Source organism: Alteromonas sp. AWQ4_252, from assembly GCF_056158205.1.
In genome coordinates this window covers 2,310,607-2,326,043 of the sequence record NZ_JBSWSV010000001.1, presented here as the reverse complement: position 1 = coordinate 2,326,043, position 15,437 = coordinate 2,310,607, and the positions used below count along the sequence as shown (strand labels likewise).

Genomic DNA, 15,437 nt, shown 5'->3' with positions numbered 1-15,437 from the left:
TGCACTAACATCCACCGGTTTCAGGCTAACACTCGCCTACCATTTTTTGACGGTTCAATTTCTTCGGCGCTTAGTATGGTGTAATATTTTGAAAACTGGGCAGGTCATTTTCAGATTTTAATTTGACCAAACGCAAGTTTTATTCTACCACAACGCTAACGGCTAAAATTCGTAGTTTTGTTGCTAATCCAAACTGCAACTTTTACAGTAAATAAAATGACAATAGCATGACAGCTATTTGACACTCAGTGTCATACAAATGACTTAAAAACCTCATAATGTCAGTGCAGAAGTTGAATAAACAATGTTATATTTTTGTAAACACCTTAAAACAACACAACTTCATTGTCCGACATTCGTACAAAAAGAATTAATTAACACACAACAGTGACAATGTGTGACCACAACGCTTCCTTATTGAACTGACGTTTTGCAAAATAATTTAAATTACTGATTTACAACAACTTAAGCGGTTACCTCACTTTCTCTACACTGCGTTGTAATAACATAATACGAGCAATAATCACGCAACTCCCCCAGCTATCAACATAGTTATCCACAGATTTAGTGGATAACTGCCTAAAGCCCAGCAATGGCGGGGCGTATTCCTCTACTACTGCATTTTTTAGTAAGTAGTGACTAACCTTAAGAGTGCCTCATTAACGTGACATTATTATGAATAACTGTACTTCAATACAGTAGTCAACGTTTTTTTAATACTCGTTTTTCCCTAAAAAAGACTTTCTAGTTATAAGGGAGAATATGGAAAATTTGATTTGCTACGCCATTACAAAGCCCTACTTATTTTCAATAACTTAGCGTTACCTATACAACTAAAGTGTACTTTTTGCTCTTTTTGTACGTTTTTTAGCTAGAAAAGCTTTAAATAGTCATTTTTTGAGCGAACAAACAAAAATATTGAAAACGGTTGTTGACAGGGGGAACGTACGTCATTAATATTCGCCTCCGTTGAAAAGCCGGTCCCCCTTAGCTCAGTTGGTTAGAGCGACGGACTGTTAATCCGCAGGTCCCCCGTTCGAGTCGGGGAGGGGGAGCCAACTTTTCAATGTACTTCGGTTCCCCCTTAGCTCAGTTGGTTAGAGCGACGGACTGTTAATCCGCAGGTCCCCCGTTCGAGTCGGGGAGGGGGAGCCACTTCACTTATCTCCAGTTAATTATTTCTCATCTACTCAAAGTTGTTTATCTATTCGCAAAAAGCGATAATATCCAAATAGGTAGCTGATTTATTCTCTTTTTCGCGACATTTTCGCAACTTACACTGGGATTTATGACTGACTTTTTCTTACTTCTTGTAGGCACTGTCCTTGTCAATAACTTCGTACTGGTAAAGTTTCTTGGCCTCTGCCCTTTCATGGGTGTATCTGGCAAGTTAGAAACAGCCACGGGCATGGCAATGGCAACCTCATTCGTTCTGACGTTGGCATCGGCCTCCAGTTATCTTGTGGAAACCTATTTACTCATTCCTTTGGGTATTGGCTACCTTAGAACCCTGGCGTTTATACTCGTTATAGCTGTAGTCGTCCAGTTCACCGAAATGGTCGTCCACAAAACCAGCCCTACCCTTTATCGGTTACTCGGTATTTTTTTGCCACTGATCACTACAAATTGCGCCGTATTAGGTGTCGCTCTACTTAATTTAACCGAGCAACACAATTTTGTGGAAAGTGTCATATACGGATTCGGGGCATCTGCCGGTTTTTCGCTGGTGCTGATCCTTTTTGCCGCAATGAGGGAGCGCCTTGCTGCCGCGGACGTGCCCGTCTCATTCAGAGGCGCGTCTATCGCAATGATAACAGCCGGACTCATGTCTCTGGCATTCATGGGTTTTAGTGGCTTGGTGAAGATGTAATGAGTATTTCGGTTGCACTAATCAGTATAGGGCTCCTGGCACTCGCTTTCGGGTTACTTTTAGGGTACGCCAGTATTCGGTTTAAGGTTGAGTCTGATCCATTAGTTGATCAAATCGATGACATCCTTCCACAAACACAGTGTGGACAGTGTGGTTATCCCGGTTGTCGGCCCTATGCAGAGGCCATCGCCAACGGTGATGATATTAATAAGTGTCCGCCCGGTGGCGAAACCACTATAAAAAAACTCGCCGACCTTACTGGTAAAGAAGCGAAACCACTTGATTCTGCTCATGGCGAAGAAGAAGCCAAAAAAGTGGCGTTCATACGAGAAGATGAGTGTATTGGTTGTACAAAATGCATCCAGGCATGTCCCGTGGATGCCATTCTCGGTGCAGCTAAACACATGCATACCGTTATCACAGAAGAGTGCACAGGTTGTGATTTGTGTGTAGATCCGTGCCCGGTGGATTGTATAGACATGGTTCCCTTACCAACCAGCACAGCCTCCTGGGCCTGGGACTTTGACAAAACTCCTGTAGGAGACATTCCGGTTAAAATGGTGTCCTGATCGTGTTGCAACCAAGCTTCGAAGACATTATCCAAAGACTGGAAAGCGGTCATTTGTACCAATTCCCAGGCGGTGTTCACCCTGAAGACAGAAAGTATTTGTCATGTAAGAGCGCCGTAGCCACGCTGCCTTTACCTGAAAAACTTATCATCCCTGTTCGTCAGCACATAGGAATTGAGGGTAGCTTATTGGTCAAAGCCGGCGATAAAGTATTAAAGGGTCAACCGCTTACACAAAGCGGTCAGCCCTACTCTGTGCCTGTTCACGCCCCAACTTCCGGCGAGGTATCTCGCATTGGCGATCACGTAACCGCCCACCCCAGCGGGCTGTCAGAGCTATGCATAGAAATCACGCCTGACGGTAAAGATACCTGGGGGCCGTTATCTGCCATCGAAAACTACCAGTCAGCCACTTCTGAACAATTACTTTCTCACATTTGTGAAGCGGGTATTTCCGGTATGGGTGGCGCGGGTTTTCCATCCCATATTAAAGCGTCGGCAAGTAAGCCCGTAGAATTTCTGGTCATAAACGGTATTGAATGCGAACCCTACATTACATCTGACGATCGCTTAATGCGTGAGTACGCTGGTCAAATTATTGAAGGTGTGGATATTCTTCGCCATTTGCTGGCCCCAAAATGCATTATTGTGGCCATTGAAGACAACAAACCGGAAGCCTTGGCTTCATTTAGAAATATAGCCGAAGTTAGAGCAGATATAAAAGTCATTGCTGTTGAAACCAAGTATCCTGCCGGCGGAGAAAAGCAGCTCATCGAGGTGCTCACCGGACGTGAAGTACCGGGCAATGGACTTCCCATCGATATTGGGGTAACCATGTTCAATGTGGGCACCTGCTACGCAATTGCAGACGCCGTTATTCACGGCAGGCCCTTACTACAACGGATTGTAACCGTTACAGGTGAAGCCGTGGGAAAACCTGGTAACTACTGGGCTTTATTGGGAACGCCGATTAATCACCTGCTAAGTCAAACAGGCTACCTCGCCGATAAGCAAACATCGCCCCAGGTTATTATGGGTGGCCCAATGATGGGGTTTACCCTAAACGATGCGGCGGTACCTGTTGTAAAAACGACCAACTGTCTGCTTGTGCCAGCAACAGGTGAACTTACCCAGGGTGAAAACGAACGCGCCTGTATCCGATGTAGCGCCTGTGCTGACGCATGCCCGGTATCACTTTTACCCCAACAACTGTTTTGGCACAGTAAGGCAAAAGAATACGAGAAAGCCGAAGACTACAATCTTTTTGATTGTATCGAATGCGGCGCATGTGCCTACGTATGCCCCAGTGAAATTCCACTTGTTCACTATTACCGCAAAGCAAAATCAGATATTCGGTTGCAAAGAGACGAAAAGAATAAAGCAGAAAAAGCCAAGGAACGCTTTGAAGCCAGAAAAGCCCGCTTGGAAAAAGAAAAGCGCGAACGGGAAGAAAAACACCTCAAAGCAAAAGCTGCCAGGGAAGCCTCAGCCGTAACCCAAGAAGCATCGTCGAAGAGCGCCTCGCCATCATCTAAAGATAAAGTGGCAGCGGCATTAGCGAGAGCAAAAGCCCGCAAAGCAGCCCAAAGCAGCGACAACGAGACGGCAACATCTGATGACACCACTGCGCCAAAAGATAAGAAAGCAGCTGTAGCCGCTGCCGTAGCGCGAGCGAAAGCCAAAAAAGCCCAACAAGCGTCACAACAGGCTTCAGCTGAGCCAAAAACAGACGCTGCTAATAGTAATCCTCACACCGACGAAGCGCCGGCCAGCGCCGAGGATGAAAAGAAAAAACGCATTGCCGCTGCCGTAGCGCGGGCGAAAGCCAAAAAAGCCCAACAAGCGTCACAACAGGCTTCAGCTGAGCCAACAACAGACGATGCTAATAGTAATCCTCACACCGATGAAGCGCCGGCCAGCGCCGAGGATGAAAAGAAAAAACGCATTGCCGCTGCCGTTGCGCGGGCGAAAGCCAAAAAAGCCCAACAAGCGTCACAACAGGCTTCAGCTGAGCCAACAACAGACGATGCTAATAGTAATCCTCACACCGATGAAGCGCCGGCCAGCGCCGAGGATGAAAAGAAAAAACGCATTGCCGCTGCCGTTGCTAAAGCCAAAGCAAAACGTGCCGCTAAACAACAAGAGAGCGACTAAGTCATGAAGTTAACCTTGTCCAGCTCACCGCACCTTCGCGGACAACGGGATACTTCACAGATAATGCTGTGGGTTATCCTGGCCATGATCCCGGGAATTATAAGCCAAATATACTTTTTCGGCTGGGGCGTTATTGTTCAAATATTTTTAGCAACACTAACAGCATTGCTGACAGAAGCTGGGATCCTTACACTTCGTAAAAAAAACGTGGAACGCAATATCACTGACTACAGCGCAGCCCTTACCGCCTGCTTGCTCGCTGTGAGTATTCCTCCCACATTACCCTGGTGGATGACCGTCATCGGCGCTTTTTTTGCCATCGCCATTGTAAAACAATTATATGGTGGGCTTGGCTATAATATCTTTAACCCCGCCATGGTTGCCTATGTGGTGTTACTGGTATCGTTTCCTGCCGCCATGACTCAATGGGCTCCTGCAGTCTCAAACGGCACTGGGCTTAGTTTTACCGATTCTTTATGGTTAATATTTACCGGCTTTACTCAATCCGGCATGGACACAACCCAACTCAACACGTTGGTGGATGGCGTTACTTCAGCCACCCCCCTTGATTACGTGAAAACAGGGCTGACTCAATCGCTGACATACAGTGAACTACTGTCTTCTGCACTATTTGAGGGTGGCCCTTTCCAAAGCAGTGCCATCGGCTGGGCCTGGGTAAGCACCGCTTACTTAATCGGTGGATTAGTGCTATTACAACGTCGTGTTATTAGCTGGCACATCCCCGGAAGTATGATTCTGTGTGTGGTGGCTTTTTCAGCTGTACTCCATTTACTGGACGGTGACCGCTTTGCCTCTCCCTTGTTTCATTTACTTAATGGCAGTGTCTTGTTCGGCGCATTTTTCATTGCTACAGACCCGGTATCCGCATCCACAACCAACAAGGGCCGTCTTATTTTCGGCGCCATGATTGGATTTTGGATAATTATTATCAGAAACTTCGGTGGTTATCCTGATGCTGTCGCCTTTGCTGTCATTATTATGAATATGGCTGTTCCCCTGATTGACTACTACACCCGGCCGAGGACTTACGGCCATAAGCAAGGGAAAGCACGATGAATACGATAAGTAAAAACGGCCTCATGCTTGGCGCTTTCGCCGTGGTGACTACAGCGTTAATCGCTTTTACATTTTTTGGCACAGAAGCGAGAATTAAAGAGCAACAACGAAAGCGACTTCTCAGTGTACTGAATGAAGTGGTACCAGCTCAACTTTACGACAACAGGCTGTACGCAGATTGTACCGAAGTTATTGACCCGTTACTGGGTAATACAGGGCTTCACCACGTGTACCGCGCACGCTTGCAAAACACACCTTCTGCCCTCGCTCTGGAAGTTACTGCGCCGGATGGATACAGTGGCAATATAGAACTGGTGGTCGGTGTTGACACCAGCCTGACTGTACTCGGTGTGCGTACCGTAGAACACCAGGAAACTCCGGGGTTGGGAGACAAAATCGACATCGCAGTAAGTGATTGGATCACCACCTTTAATGGCGAATCCTTATCCCCTTCATCAATGCAAAAATGGCAGGTAAAAAAGGACGGTGGGCAGTTTGATCAATTCACAGGTGCAACCATTACTCCAAGGGCCGTTGTCTCTGCGGTGAAGCGGGCATTACAATATGTCGAAGCGAATAAGAACAGCTTGTTCGAGCAACCCGCAAGCTGCTATTCATTAAATCGCGGAGAAACACATGAGTGAAATAAAAAGTCTCACCATAGACGGCTTGTGGAAAAATAATCCCGCCTTAGTTCAGCTACTCGGGCTTTGCCCACTATTGGCAGTAACAGCAACGCTTATCAACGGGCTGGGTCTTGGTTTAGCTACCACCCTGGTTCTCATTGGCAGCAATGTCACTGTAAGTCTGGTTAGGAACGTCGTTCGCAATGAAATCCGCATACCCGTTTTTGTGATGGTGATTGCGGCATTTGTTACCATTGTCCAATTACTGATGAACGCCTTTACCTACGAACTTTATCTTACCCTGGGAATTTTCATTCCACTGATTGTAACCAATTGCGCCATTATTGGCCGTGCAGAGGCTTATGCTTCCAAGAATCCAATACTTCCCTCAGCTCTTGATGGTCTCATGATGGGAGCGGGTTTTACTTTTGTTCTCATGATTCTGGGTGGCATGAGAGAAATACTGGGTTCTGGTACCTTACTGGCTGGTGCTGACAGGCTCTTTGGCCCGGTTGCAGCAAACTGGACACTTACCCTCTTTGCCACCGATCACCCATTTTTACTGGCTATTTTACCTCCCGGCGCATTTTTGGGCATGGGCTTGTTAATTGCGTTAAAAAATATCATTGACGCGAAATTAGCAAGCCGCCAACAACCAGAAGAAAAAACGGTTACCCGCATACGGATAACCAGCGAAAGCTGATACCCTGATAGTAAGAGAAAAAGATGCCGCTGATGTATAACAAGAGATGTACTAAATGAGCGAACACACGCCCTCACTATCAAAAAAAGAGAAAGTCCAGGCAATAATTGCCATTCTCGATGAACTTTATCCGGAAATTCCAATTCCATTGGATCATAAAGATCCCTACACACTCCTTGTTGCGGTTTTGTTGTCTGCTCAGTGCACGGATGAACGCGTTAACCAAATAACCCCCAAACTATTCGCCAGGGCCGATAATCCATACGACATGGTCTTGCTTAGCATTGAAGAAATTAAAGAGATCATTCGACCTTGTGGACTCTCACCAATGAAATCGAAAGGGATTTGGCATTTATCAGAGATGATCATTAAGCAGCACAATGGACGTGTTCCAGCAGATTTCGCTGCCCTAGAAGCCATGCCTGGTGTAGGCCACAAAACGGCGTCTGTGGTCATGTCCCAGGCGTTTGGCATTCCAGCTTTCCCGGTGGATACACATATTCACCGACTGATGTACCGCTGGGGTCTTTCAAATGGGAAAAGCGTCGAACAGACTGAGAAGGATGCAAAACGACTATTTCCAAGAGAAAAGTGGAATGATCTTCACCTTCAGATCATTTATTACGGCCGGGAATACTGTCCTGCCCGGGGATTTTCTTTGGACAAATGCATTATTACCCGTCAGTTCGGCCGCCGTAGCTTTATAAACGATGTGTTGAAGGAACAAGCAATAAAACAAAAAAAGCGCAGCTAATATTAGCCCGCGCTTTATCTTTGTCTGTTGTATCGTGCTTCAGGCCGTCTGGCAAGAGGCACTTACTCGTATAGGCTGTGAATGGCATCAACCACTGCTTTCACGGTGCTTTCATTGGCTGCATCTCTGTGCGGCGCAGCAAATTGGCGGTTATCATTGTCGAAGTATTTTCCCGAACTGTTTTCGAATCTCGCTGATGTCAGCGCTTCCTCGAAAATTGTCGCACCGATGGATAAGTCATTACCTGCCACACCAAATCCCTCTTTCACCATTTTACTAGCCAGTAGTGAACCAGGATTAACGGCGACACTCACCTGCCCCTCTTCGAGCTGTGTGGCCAACCATTGTGACCACATAGTTAGCGCTAGTTTGCTTTGTGCATAGGCCTGAAAATCATCCTGAGTCTTGGAGTCACCTTTGAGCAAGGCAATACTTACCGGCGCTTGTGCTGCCGATGATACATTGACAATGCGCCCTTGCGCAGTCAAAACGGAAAGTAGCGCTTCAGTAAGTAGTGCTGGAGCAAGGGTGTTAACTACAAACCTGGCATCCAGACCATCAGCAGTTTCCGGATTTGGCAATTTAAACACACCGGCATTATTGAGTATTCCATCAAGCTGTTCGCCGCTGTGCTTCACTTGTTCGGCAAGAGTTCGAATCTCCTGAAGGCTCGTTAAATCCGCGCGAAATGAATGCACTTTAGCCTCTGAGGGTATTGCCATTAACGCTGCCTGGACACGGGCTATTTTCTCTTCACTACGACCATGGAACAAAATATTGTGACCTGCACTTCGAAGACGCTTTACCGTCTCAAAACCAATGCCGTCTGTGGCACCTGTGACTAAAAATGTTTTCATAAAGCCTCCTTCAAGACATTAAACCCCGCATCTCAATGGTTATTGGAAGCGAGAGCATGAGCATAGTAAATACCGCCATAGCTGCTCTTGTTTTTTCATTCGACTAAACGCAATTAACAAAGAAACAACGGACTTATTGTTGAAAGTATAAAGCCAAGCAGATAAATTGATAATCCATCACAAAGAATAATCACTTTTCTGATTTTTTTGATAATGAATATTGCTCACTTACAACTTTTTATACGCATTGCGTCAACACAAAATATCAGCGCAGCAGGAGAAGAATTAGGTCTATCACCTGCCGTAGCCAGTGCTCATATCAATAAGCTGGAAAGTACCCTTGGTGTACGTTTACTTCACCGAACGACGCGAAGTGTATCTCTTACCGAAGAAGGAAAAGCGTTTTTACACCACGCAGAAGACGTACTCGACAGTGTGGAAGCTGCAAGAGCTTCCGTTGGTGCCGGCAGTACTTCTCCATCCGGAACACTCAGGATAACCGCACCAGCATCGTTCGGAAGAATGCACTTATTACCCGCGCTAAAATTGTTCATGCTGGAATACCCCAAACTTACTGTCGATTTAAAGCTTTCAGATACCATTGTTGACTTGGTTGAGGGGGGATTTGACATAGCAATTCGAAATTCTGAACTAAAGGATTCCAGTTTAATTGCGAGAAAATTAGTGGAAGACAGACGCGTATTGTGCGCATCACCTGAGTATTTAAAAAATAACGGTATACCCAAGGAACCCGCGGATCTAAAGCAGCACGATTGTATCGTGCTTTCAGGAATGGATACATGGCACTTCAAAGACGGCAATGAAGAACAAGGGTTGAAAGTTTCTGGCACATTTAAGGCTGACAACGGTGAAGCAATAAGAGATGCCTGTGCCATGGGAATGGGTATTACCGTAAATTCAACCTGGAGCGCTTATGAGGAACTGGTAAAGGGCAAGCTTGTGCAAGTCCTTAGTGAGTATCCATTAGTATCACACACAGCGATATGGGCTGTTTACCCGTCCTCAAGGCAACTCGCACCCAAAGTCAGGGCTTTTATTGATTTCTGCTCCGCCTATTTCAGCGGTGTACCTCATTGGGAGAAAGTATTGCTTGGGGAAGACAAAGTGCGCTAACGATTAGTTTGTTGGGCAATCACAGTAGAGCAGCCATCTAGAGCCAACATAGATGGGGTGATGGTAACAGGCGCGGCTTTCATCAATGCATTAATGCCGAGTATATTAGCGCCACCTGGCATTACGGCCACATCAATAGGACCAATTTCACAGCGACCATTGATGCTTACGGAGCTTATTTGATACCTGGTGACCTTTTGAATCTTGCCATTAGCCAAACGCGCAGCCATGGGAGCGAGCGCAACGACTTCAGCGTTTTCTCTCCATTCATTAAATGTAGTTTTGTTGAGGGTCAGTAAACCCGACCCTGTGTCAACCAAGAAAGGGGCTGTTACCTTGTTATCAATGACGACATCAACATAAAGAGTCCCTCCACTGTGCCTCGATAAAGTAAATGTCTCCGCCCGGGCAATAACGGGGCTAATTAACGTAAGGCAAATTACTGCACAAATCACATGAAAACTTGTGCCTTTCGGTTTGCTGATAGTGATCACTTAAACATCCACGAGCAAGTTTCTCAATGTAAGTATAGACAGCAATACTGAGGCCACTTGTTAACGTACTGTTTATTTTAAATAAAACTATCTGCGTTCTCCGTGTTTGCACTATTCAAGCGCGTTTTATATCGATACAAATCACCAAAAAGGTGCACACTGATACTATCAAGTTGATCTTAGCTAATACCCAGGTTGCAAACAGCACAAACTGATAGAAAAAAACTATCACGAGGAGCGCTATTTAATAATCAATCACAAATAATATACTACTAAAGGTTAATATTGACGTAACAACAAAGGACACATGTAATGAAATTGTTAACACTTTTCATTTCTTCAGCACTCACTTTTTCTGTAGTTGGTGCACCTGGCTCAACCCATTCATCCATTTCTCAGGACACGGTAAAAGTACAAGTCGTAGACTACTCAGGGAAGCCTCCTTTTAAGAGAGAAGTCATGCAACTTTCTGTCACCGATGTAGCAAAATTAGAACAAGTTCGCGATGGAAGCCCAGTGGAATATGCAGAAGTCAGAACAGTTGTCATGCGAGGTAAACCCCCCTACAGAAGAATGGTAGAAACGCTCCCTGTGTATGATGTAGCTCAGCTCGAGGTATTAGACAGCTCCAAATCGATCAAAGCTGGAAAGCCGCCCTTTAAACGCCACTAATCACCTTTCTTTTCTTAGCTGCCAGCTTTCACTCTCCCTGCCTGATTGCTGGCGTTTTTCGTTTTTATGGGTAACAATTTTGTCTTTTTCATATGGTAAGGTGCTGATTTTACAGTGTCATTGATGTCCTAGAGGAAGCCTTAGGCAAGTTAGTGCGCTTTGATAACAGAAAAACGTATGCAAAGGAAATATAATGAGATATCGCCGCTTACAGATATGGTTGCTATTAGTTGCCAGCTCCTGTCATTTACCCGCAGTTGCTTTTGACGTCATTGCTCACAGGGGCGCATCCGGTTATCTCCCCGAGCATACACTTGAAGCTACTACCCTGGCTTTTGCCCAAGATCCTGATTACATAGAACAGGATGTGGTCATTACAAAAGACGGTATCGCCGTCGTGCTACACGACATACACCTCGAAACGGTAACCGATGTTGAAGAGCGCTATCCACACCGAGCCAGGGAAGATGGTCGTTGGTATGCCCTGGATTTTACGCTTGAAGAGCTTAGAAAGCTCAGCGTACACGAACGGACCGACAATAAGGGGAACCCGGTTTTCGCAAACCGTTATCAGGGAAACCACGCTCAGTTTCGCATCGCCACACTCGACGAGCACATTGAGTTAATTGTGCAACTAAATCGCGAACTTGGTAAAGATATTGGCTTTTATACAGAAATAAAATCACCGGCCTGGCACCGTGCACAGGGAGTAGATATCTCCGCCATTGTTATGCAGCAACTTAAAAAGCACAACCTAGACAAACCCGATTCCAATATCATTATACAGTGTTTTGATTTTGCCGAGGTCAAGCGACTTCGTACGTCGCTACATTTCAAAGGAAAATTGGTGCAATTGCTGGGAGACAATAGCTGGGGTGAATCGGATACTGATTACGGTGCGCTGATGACCAATGAGGGAATGCAGGCCCTCGCGAAGTACGCCGATGGTATTGGTCCCTGGATCCCCCAACTATTTTCCTCTAGTCCTGAAAACTCGGATACTGTCACTGCACCAGACTGGCTGGGTGCAGCGCAATCACTTGATATGATGGTGCATCCTTACACTTATCGCAGTGACGCTCTTCCCCCTGGAACAAACGCAGAAAAGTTGCTTCAGACGTTGAAAGATGAATTAAAAGTAGACGGTGTTTTTACTGATCAAGTTCCACCAGTAAAAGCATTTCTGCGCTCTCACTAAGCACCAGTATACAAGCGTGCTTATACTCATTTGTATTACTCAGGCTGAGTATAAGCGCCGGTTTGCCACAAAGGAACCGTAGACAAACTGTGTTTAAAGCTCCCCGACGTTTCTTTGGTGCTATAGGTAAGATAAATCAGTGTTTGCGCATTTTCATCATAAATGCGCCTAAGCTTCATATTTTTGAAGAACAGGCTTTTTGATTTTGTGAAAATAACTTCACCGGAGTCAGATTTATCGATAGTTGCCAGCATCTCTTGGGTGATAGGCCCTGTCTGTCTGCACGCAATGGCACTGTCGGATGGATCAGATACATCCAGGTTTGCTTCTATGCTAGAAATATGACACGTCACACCGGTTATAACCGGGTCCTGAAGCGCGTCTATTTTAATGTCTTTGGTCGTGAAAAGACCTAATGACACATCGCCTACTTCATTGTCGCTGCAACCTGCCAGAAACACCATAGTGACAGCCATAAGTGTCAGCGCTTTGTTCATGTTGAATCGCATTTGTTGTCTCCTGTTACAAAACAACAGGGTAAACGATTTCAACCAGGTTTCGCCAGTGGAAACGGCTAGCTTTTAGACAGCCTGACGACAACCCTGCGGTTCAAGGCCCTGGCATCACTATTGGTGTTTTCAGAGATGTGCCTTTTTTCACCATGTCCCGTCACTTCAATACGCGATGCGTCAACACCCAAAGCCGTAAAATACGCTTTAACCTGATTAGCCCGGCGTACAGACAACTGCTCATTACTCCACCGTCCCCCGTAGCTATCGGTATAACCATCAAGAAGTACCAGTTCCAATGCACTGTCTTCCTTGAGGTATTCACCTATCATGTTGAGTCGCTTCTGGGAATACTTGCTAAGTTCCGTACTGTTTTTTTCGTAAGACAGTACTGTGTATGCAATGTCGTCAAAACTATACGGCAGCAAGTTAGAAACGCAATTGACAAAATCATGATATGCCGGAGCAAAATTACTGGCATTAAGTGCTACCGCCACCTTGTCGTAAGTGTTGTACCAATCCTGATAATAAATAGTAGGCCAAAAGCCTTTCTCCAGCTCACTGAGCATTGTCCAGGCTGCATCTTCGGGCAGGTCGCCATTGTACTGTGTGCGCAAGGTCATATCGGCGATAGTTTTTGGCACTGCACCTGGCATCCATTTTGGCGGAACCGAATAGACAGCTGCCACCCCAAATTTTTTGGGCAACAAACGCATGTCCAATTCAAATTCCATGTTCAATTGCTTAGATGCAACGCTGGAAAAAAGCGCTTCACCATACCCTGGCACCGGATGAGTCAGGGTACACTGGAGCCTGCTTTGTTCCTGCATAGCCCAATCAGATGACTCCACCGGTGCAGCGTACTGACGCATTGCGCCATGGCTAAGTGCTGAGAACAGCAAAAGAGCTACGGTGAGAGTGCTTTTCATAGTTGCATCCTAAAGCGTGAACGAACAGTCAATATGGTTATCGTCATCTTGCAAAAAAAGTTTAGCACAATGCGCAGCAGCCTGTCAGATGACGTTTCCACTCAGATATTCCATACAACGGTAGATACCTTTGGGTTATCCTGCGATAATCACGTTTTTACGAATATCGCTTAATCGAAACGTATTTACACGCCAATTGTGAAAGGATAGTCAAACTCTATGTCTGATAGTGCTGCGGCATTGAAAAGTCGCTTCAGAGGGTATTTCCCTGTCGTTATTGATGTTGAAACAGCAGGGTTTAACGCCAGCTCAGACGCATTGCTTGAGATCGCTGCTGTCACACTTGCCATGGATGAAAAGGGTATACTGCATCCCGATCAAACCATCCATCATCACGTTAAACCCTTCGATGGTGCAAATTTAGAAACTGCAGCATTGGAATTTAACGGTATCGATCCACATTGTCCGTTGCGCGGTGCAATTGATGAGTGTGATGTCATGAAAGATCTTTGCAAAAAAATAAGAAAACTGCAGAAAGATGCTGATTGCCAGCGTTCGGTGATTGTTGCTCACAACGCGGCGTTTGATCAGGGATTCGTGAATGCCGCAATAGCGCGAAGTGGTATAAAGCGCACCCCGTTCCATCCTTTTGTATCATTCGACACGACTACGTTAGCCGGGTTGGCGGTCGGGCAAACAGTATTGGTAAAAGCGTGTAGAGAAGCAGGCATTGCCTTCGACCAAAGCGAAGCTCACAGTGCCTTGTATGACGCACAACGCACCGCCGAACTCTTCTGTTTTATCATCAATCGATACAAGCAACTCGGCGGATGGCCACTCTCAATTCAAGAGTAAAAAGCCGGCTAAAATGCCGGCTTCCTTCTTATAACTTGTCTGCTTCTTCTGACAGATATTTTGCTACGCCGTCTGGAGACGCGTCCATACCCGCTTTTCCTTCAGTCCAGCCTGCCGGACATACTTCACCGTGCTCTTCATGGAAGCTGAGGGCATCTACCATACGCAACATTTCGTCGATGTTACGACCCAAAGGCAAATCGTTTACCACCTGGTGACGCACCTGACCTTCCCCATCAATTAGGAATGAACCACGGAAAGCAACGCCTGCTTCAGGATGCTCAACGTCATATGCCTGGCAAATCTCATGTTTTACGTCGGCTACCAGAGTGTATTTCACTGGACCAATACCACCTTGATTTACCGGTGTATTTCTCCAAGCATTGTGTGAGAACTGTGAATCAATAGACACACCAATAACTTCAACGCCACGCTTTTGGAATTCTTCATAACGCTTGTCAAACGCAATAAGTTCGGAAGGACAAACGAATGTGAAATCCAGAGGATAAAAGAAAATTACTGCTTTTTTACCTTTAATAGCATCACTCAGTGTAAAGCTATCAACAATTTCACCACTTCCTAGTACTGCTGCAGCAGTAAAATCCGGTGCCGGACGACCTACCAATACGCTCATAATATTCTCCATCTATAGTTATAATACCCAAGAAAGGTATTTGTAATATGTGTACGCTTAACAAAAAGCCAAGTGTCCACTTAAAGTTTATTTTATTACATTTCAATGAAATAAAACTATTTGCTCCCCCCCCCTCATCGTCCTCTTGCGTTTGACACTAATAACAACTATTATCATTAACGATTAGATTTCGAGGATATTTCATGTACGTGTGTATGTGTTACGGTGTAACAGACAAAGACATTGCTCAAGCAGTTGAACAAGCTGGTGTTGGCAACATGCGTGAACTCCGTGCTCACCTCGACGTCGGCGCACAATGCGGCAAATGTGTTCAAATGGCTCAACAAATCATTGATGCCACCATCATAGACGAATCCTTATTCAAAGAAGTCTGCTAACATTT

The 15,437-nt window shown here is 45.7% G+C and carries 17 protein-coding genes and 2 tRNA genes; 14 read left to right on the top strand and 5 right to left on the bottom strand.

Going from position 1 to position 15,437, the window contains the following annotated elements; all coding sequences use genetic code 11:
• The first annotated feature begins 981 nt into the window (after nt 1-981).
• The 9 genes from ACXACM_RS10315 to nth all read left to right on the top strand — a co-directional run bounded on the left by ACXACM_RS10315 (nt 982) and on the right by nth (nt 7,752).
• A tRNA-Asn gene (locus tag ACXACM_RS10315) sits at nt 982-1,058 on the top strand.
• 20 nt (nt 1,059-1,078) lie between these two features.
• A tRNA-Asn gene (locus ACXACM_RS10310) sits at nt 1,079-1,155 on the top strand.
• A 133-nt stretch (nt 1,156-1,288) separates the two neighbouring features.
• Entirely contained in the window at nt 1,289-1,870 is a 582-nt protein-coding gene (gene rsxA, locus ACXACM_RS10305; RefSeq protein ID WP_474821543.1) for an electron transport complex subunit RsxA, read from the top strand.
• Nucleotides 1,870-2,439 carry an electron transport complex subunit RsxB gene (rsxB, locus tag ACXACM_RS10300; RefSeq protein ID WP_474821542.1) on the top strand — a complete coding sequence of 190 codons (570 nt, stop codon included), beginning with the start codon at nt 1,870-1,872 and terminating at the stop codon, nt 2,437-2,439. The genes rsxA and rsxB overlap by 1 nt, the downstream gene beginning before the upstream one ends.
• Before the next feature lie 5 nt (nt 2,440-2,444).
• Nucleotides 2,445-4,592, top strand: a complete 2,148-nt coding sequence (rsxC, locus tag ACXACM_RS10295; protein WP_474824303.1) for an electron transport complex subunit RsxC — start codon at nt 2,445-2,447, stop codon at nt 4,590-4,592.
• 3 nt (nt 4,593-4,595) lie between these two features.
• Entirely contained in the window at nt 4,596-5,669 is a 1,074-nt protein-coding gene (gene rsxD / locus ACXACM_RS10290) for an electron transport complex subunit RsxD (protein WP_474821541.1), read from the top strand.
• Nucleotides 5,666-6,313, top strand: a complete 648-nt coding sequence (gene rsxG, locus ACXACM_RS10285) for an electron transport complex subunit RsxG (protein WP_474821539.1) — start codon at nt 5,666-5,668, stop codon at nt 6,311-6,313. Before rsxD ends, rsxG begins: the two co-directional genes overlap by 4 nt.
• Nucleotides 6,306-6,998 carry an electron transport complex subunit E gene (locus ACXACM_RS10280; protein WP_474821538.1) on the top strand — a complete coding sequence of 231 codons (693 nt, stop codon included), beginning with the start codon at nt 6,306-6,308 and terminating at the stop codon, nt 6,996-6,998. The genes rsxG and ACXACM_RS10280 overlap by 8 nt, the downstream gene beginning before the upstream one ends.
• A 55-nt stretch (nt 6,999-7,053) precedes the next feature.
• On the top strand, nt 7,054-7,752 hold the full coding sequence (nth, locus tag ACXACM_RS10275; protein ID WP_474821536.1) for an endonuclease III: 699 nt from the start codon (nt 7,054-7,056) through the stop codon (nt 7,750-7,752).
• Between the two features lie 62 nt (nt 7,753-7,814).
• Here the strand turns inward: nth and ACXACM_RS10270 are convergent, their stop codons facing one another.
• Nucleotides 7,815-8,609, bottom strand: a complete 795-nt coding sequence (locus ACXACM_RS10270; protein ID WP_474821534.1) for an SDR family NAD(P)-dependent oxidoreductase — start codon at nt 8,607-8,609, stop codon at nt 7,815-7,817.
• A 213-nt stretch (nt 8,610-8,822) separates the two neighbouring features.
• Here ACXACM_RS10270 and ACXACM_RS10265 point away from each other — a divergent pair, with 213 nt between their 5' ends.
• Entirely contained in the window at nt 8,823-9,743 is a 921-nt protein-coding gene (locus tag ACXACM_RS10265) for a LysR family transcriptional regulator (RefSeq protein WP_474821533.1), read from the top strand.
• On the opposite strand, the gene ACXACM_RS10260 is transcribed toward ACXACM_RS10265, so the two are convergent.
• Nucleotides 9,740-10,237 (bottom strand): retroviral-like aspartic protease family protein, encoded by a 498-nt coding sequence (locus ACXACM_RS10260; RefSeq protein WP_474821532.1) that lies wholly within the window; start codon nt 10,235-10,237, stop codon nt 9,740-9,742. The genes ACXACM_RS10265 and ACXACM_RS10260 overlap by 4 nt on opposite strands.
• A gap of 312 nt (nt 10,238-10,549) precedes the next feature.
• On the opposite strand from ACXACM_RS10260, the gene ACXACM_RS10255 reads away from it, so the two are divergent.
• Together ACXACM_RS10255 and glpQ are read left to right on the top strand one after the other, a co-directional pair.
• Nucleotides 10,550-10,909, top strand: a complete 360-nt coding sequence (locus ACXACM_RS10255; RefSeq protein WP_474821530.1) for a hypothetical protein — start codon at nt 10,550-10,552, stop codon at nt 10,907-10,909.
• 193 nt (nt 10,910-11,102) lie between these two features.
• Nucleotides 11,103-12,107: a glycerophosphodiester phosphodiesterase gene (gene glpQ / locus ACXACM_RS10250; protein ID WP_474821529.1), complete on the top strand. Its 1,005-nt coding sequence runs from the start codon at nt 11,103-11,105 to the stop codon at nt 12,105-12,107.
• 35 nt (nt 12,108-12,142) lie between these two features.
• Here the strand turns inward: glpQ and ACXACM_RS10245 are convergent, their stop codons facing one another.
• Nucleotides 12,143-12,604 carry a CreA family protein gene (locus ACXACM_RS10245; RefSeq protein ID WP_474824301.1) on the bottom strand — a complete coding sequence of 154 codons (462 nt, stop codon included), beginning with the start codon at nt 12,602-12,604 and terminating at the stop codon, nt 12,143-12,145.
• A gap of 77 nt (nt 12,605-12,681) precedes the next feature.
• Nucleotides 12,682-13,545, bottom strand: a complete 864-nt coding sequence (locus ACXACM_RS10240) for a flagellar protein MotY (RefSeq protein ID WP_474821527.1) — start codon at nt 13,543-13,545, stop codon at nt 12,682-12,684.
• Nucleotides 13,546-13,764: 219 nt separating this feature from the next.
• Here ACXACM_RS10240 and rnt point away from each other — a divergent pair, with 219 nt between their 5' ends.
• Complete coding sequence (gene rnt, locus ACXACM_RS10235) at nt 13,765-14,400, top strand: ribonuclease T (protein WP_474821526.1); 636 nt, start codon at nt 13,765-13,767, stop codon at nt 14,398-14,400.
• A gap of 28 nt (nt 14,401-14,428) precedes the next feature.
• Here the strand turns inward: rnt and ACXACM_RS10230 are convergent, their stop codons facing one another.
• Nucleotides 14,429-15,034, bottom strand: a complete 606-nt coding sequence (locus tag ACXACM_RS10230) for a peroxiredoxin (protein ID WP_474821524.1) — start codon at nt 15,032-15,034, stop codon at nt 14,429-14,431.
• Nucleotides 15,035-15,237: 203 nt separating this feature from the next.
• Between ACXACM_RS10230 and ACXACM_RS10225 the strand changes: the two genes are divergently transcribed.
• Nucleotides 15,238-15,432 carry a (2Fe-2S)-binding protein gene (locus tag ACXACM_RS10225; RefSeq protein ID WP_474821522.1) on the top strand — a complete coding sequence of 65 codons (195 nt, stop codon included), beginning with the start codon at nt 15,238-15,240 and terminating at the stop codon, nt 15,430-15,432.
• Nucleotides 15,433-15,437 lie beyond the last annotated feature (5 nt).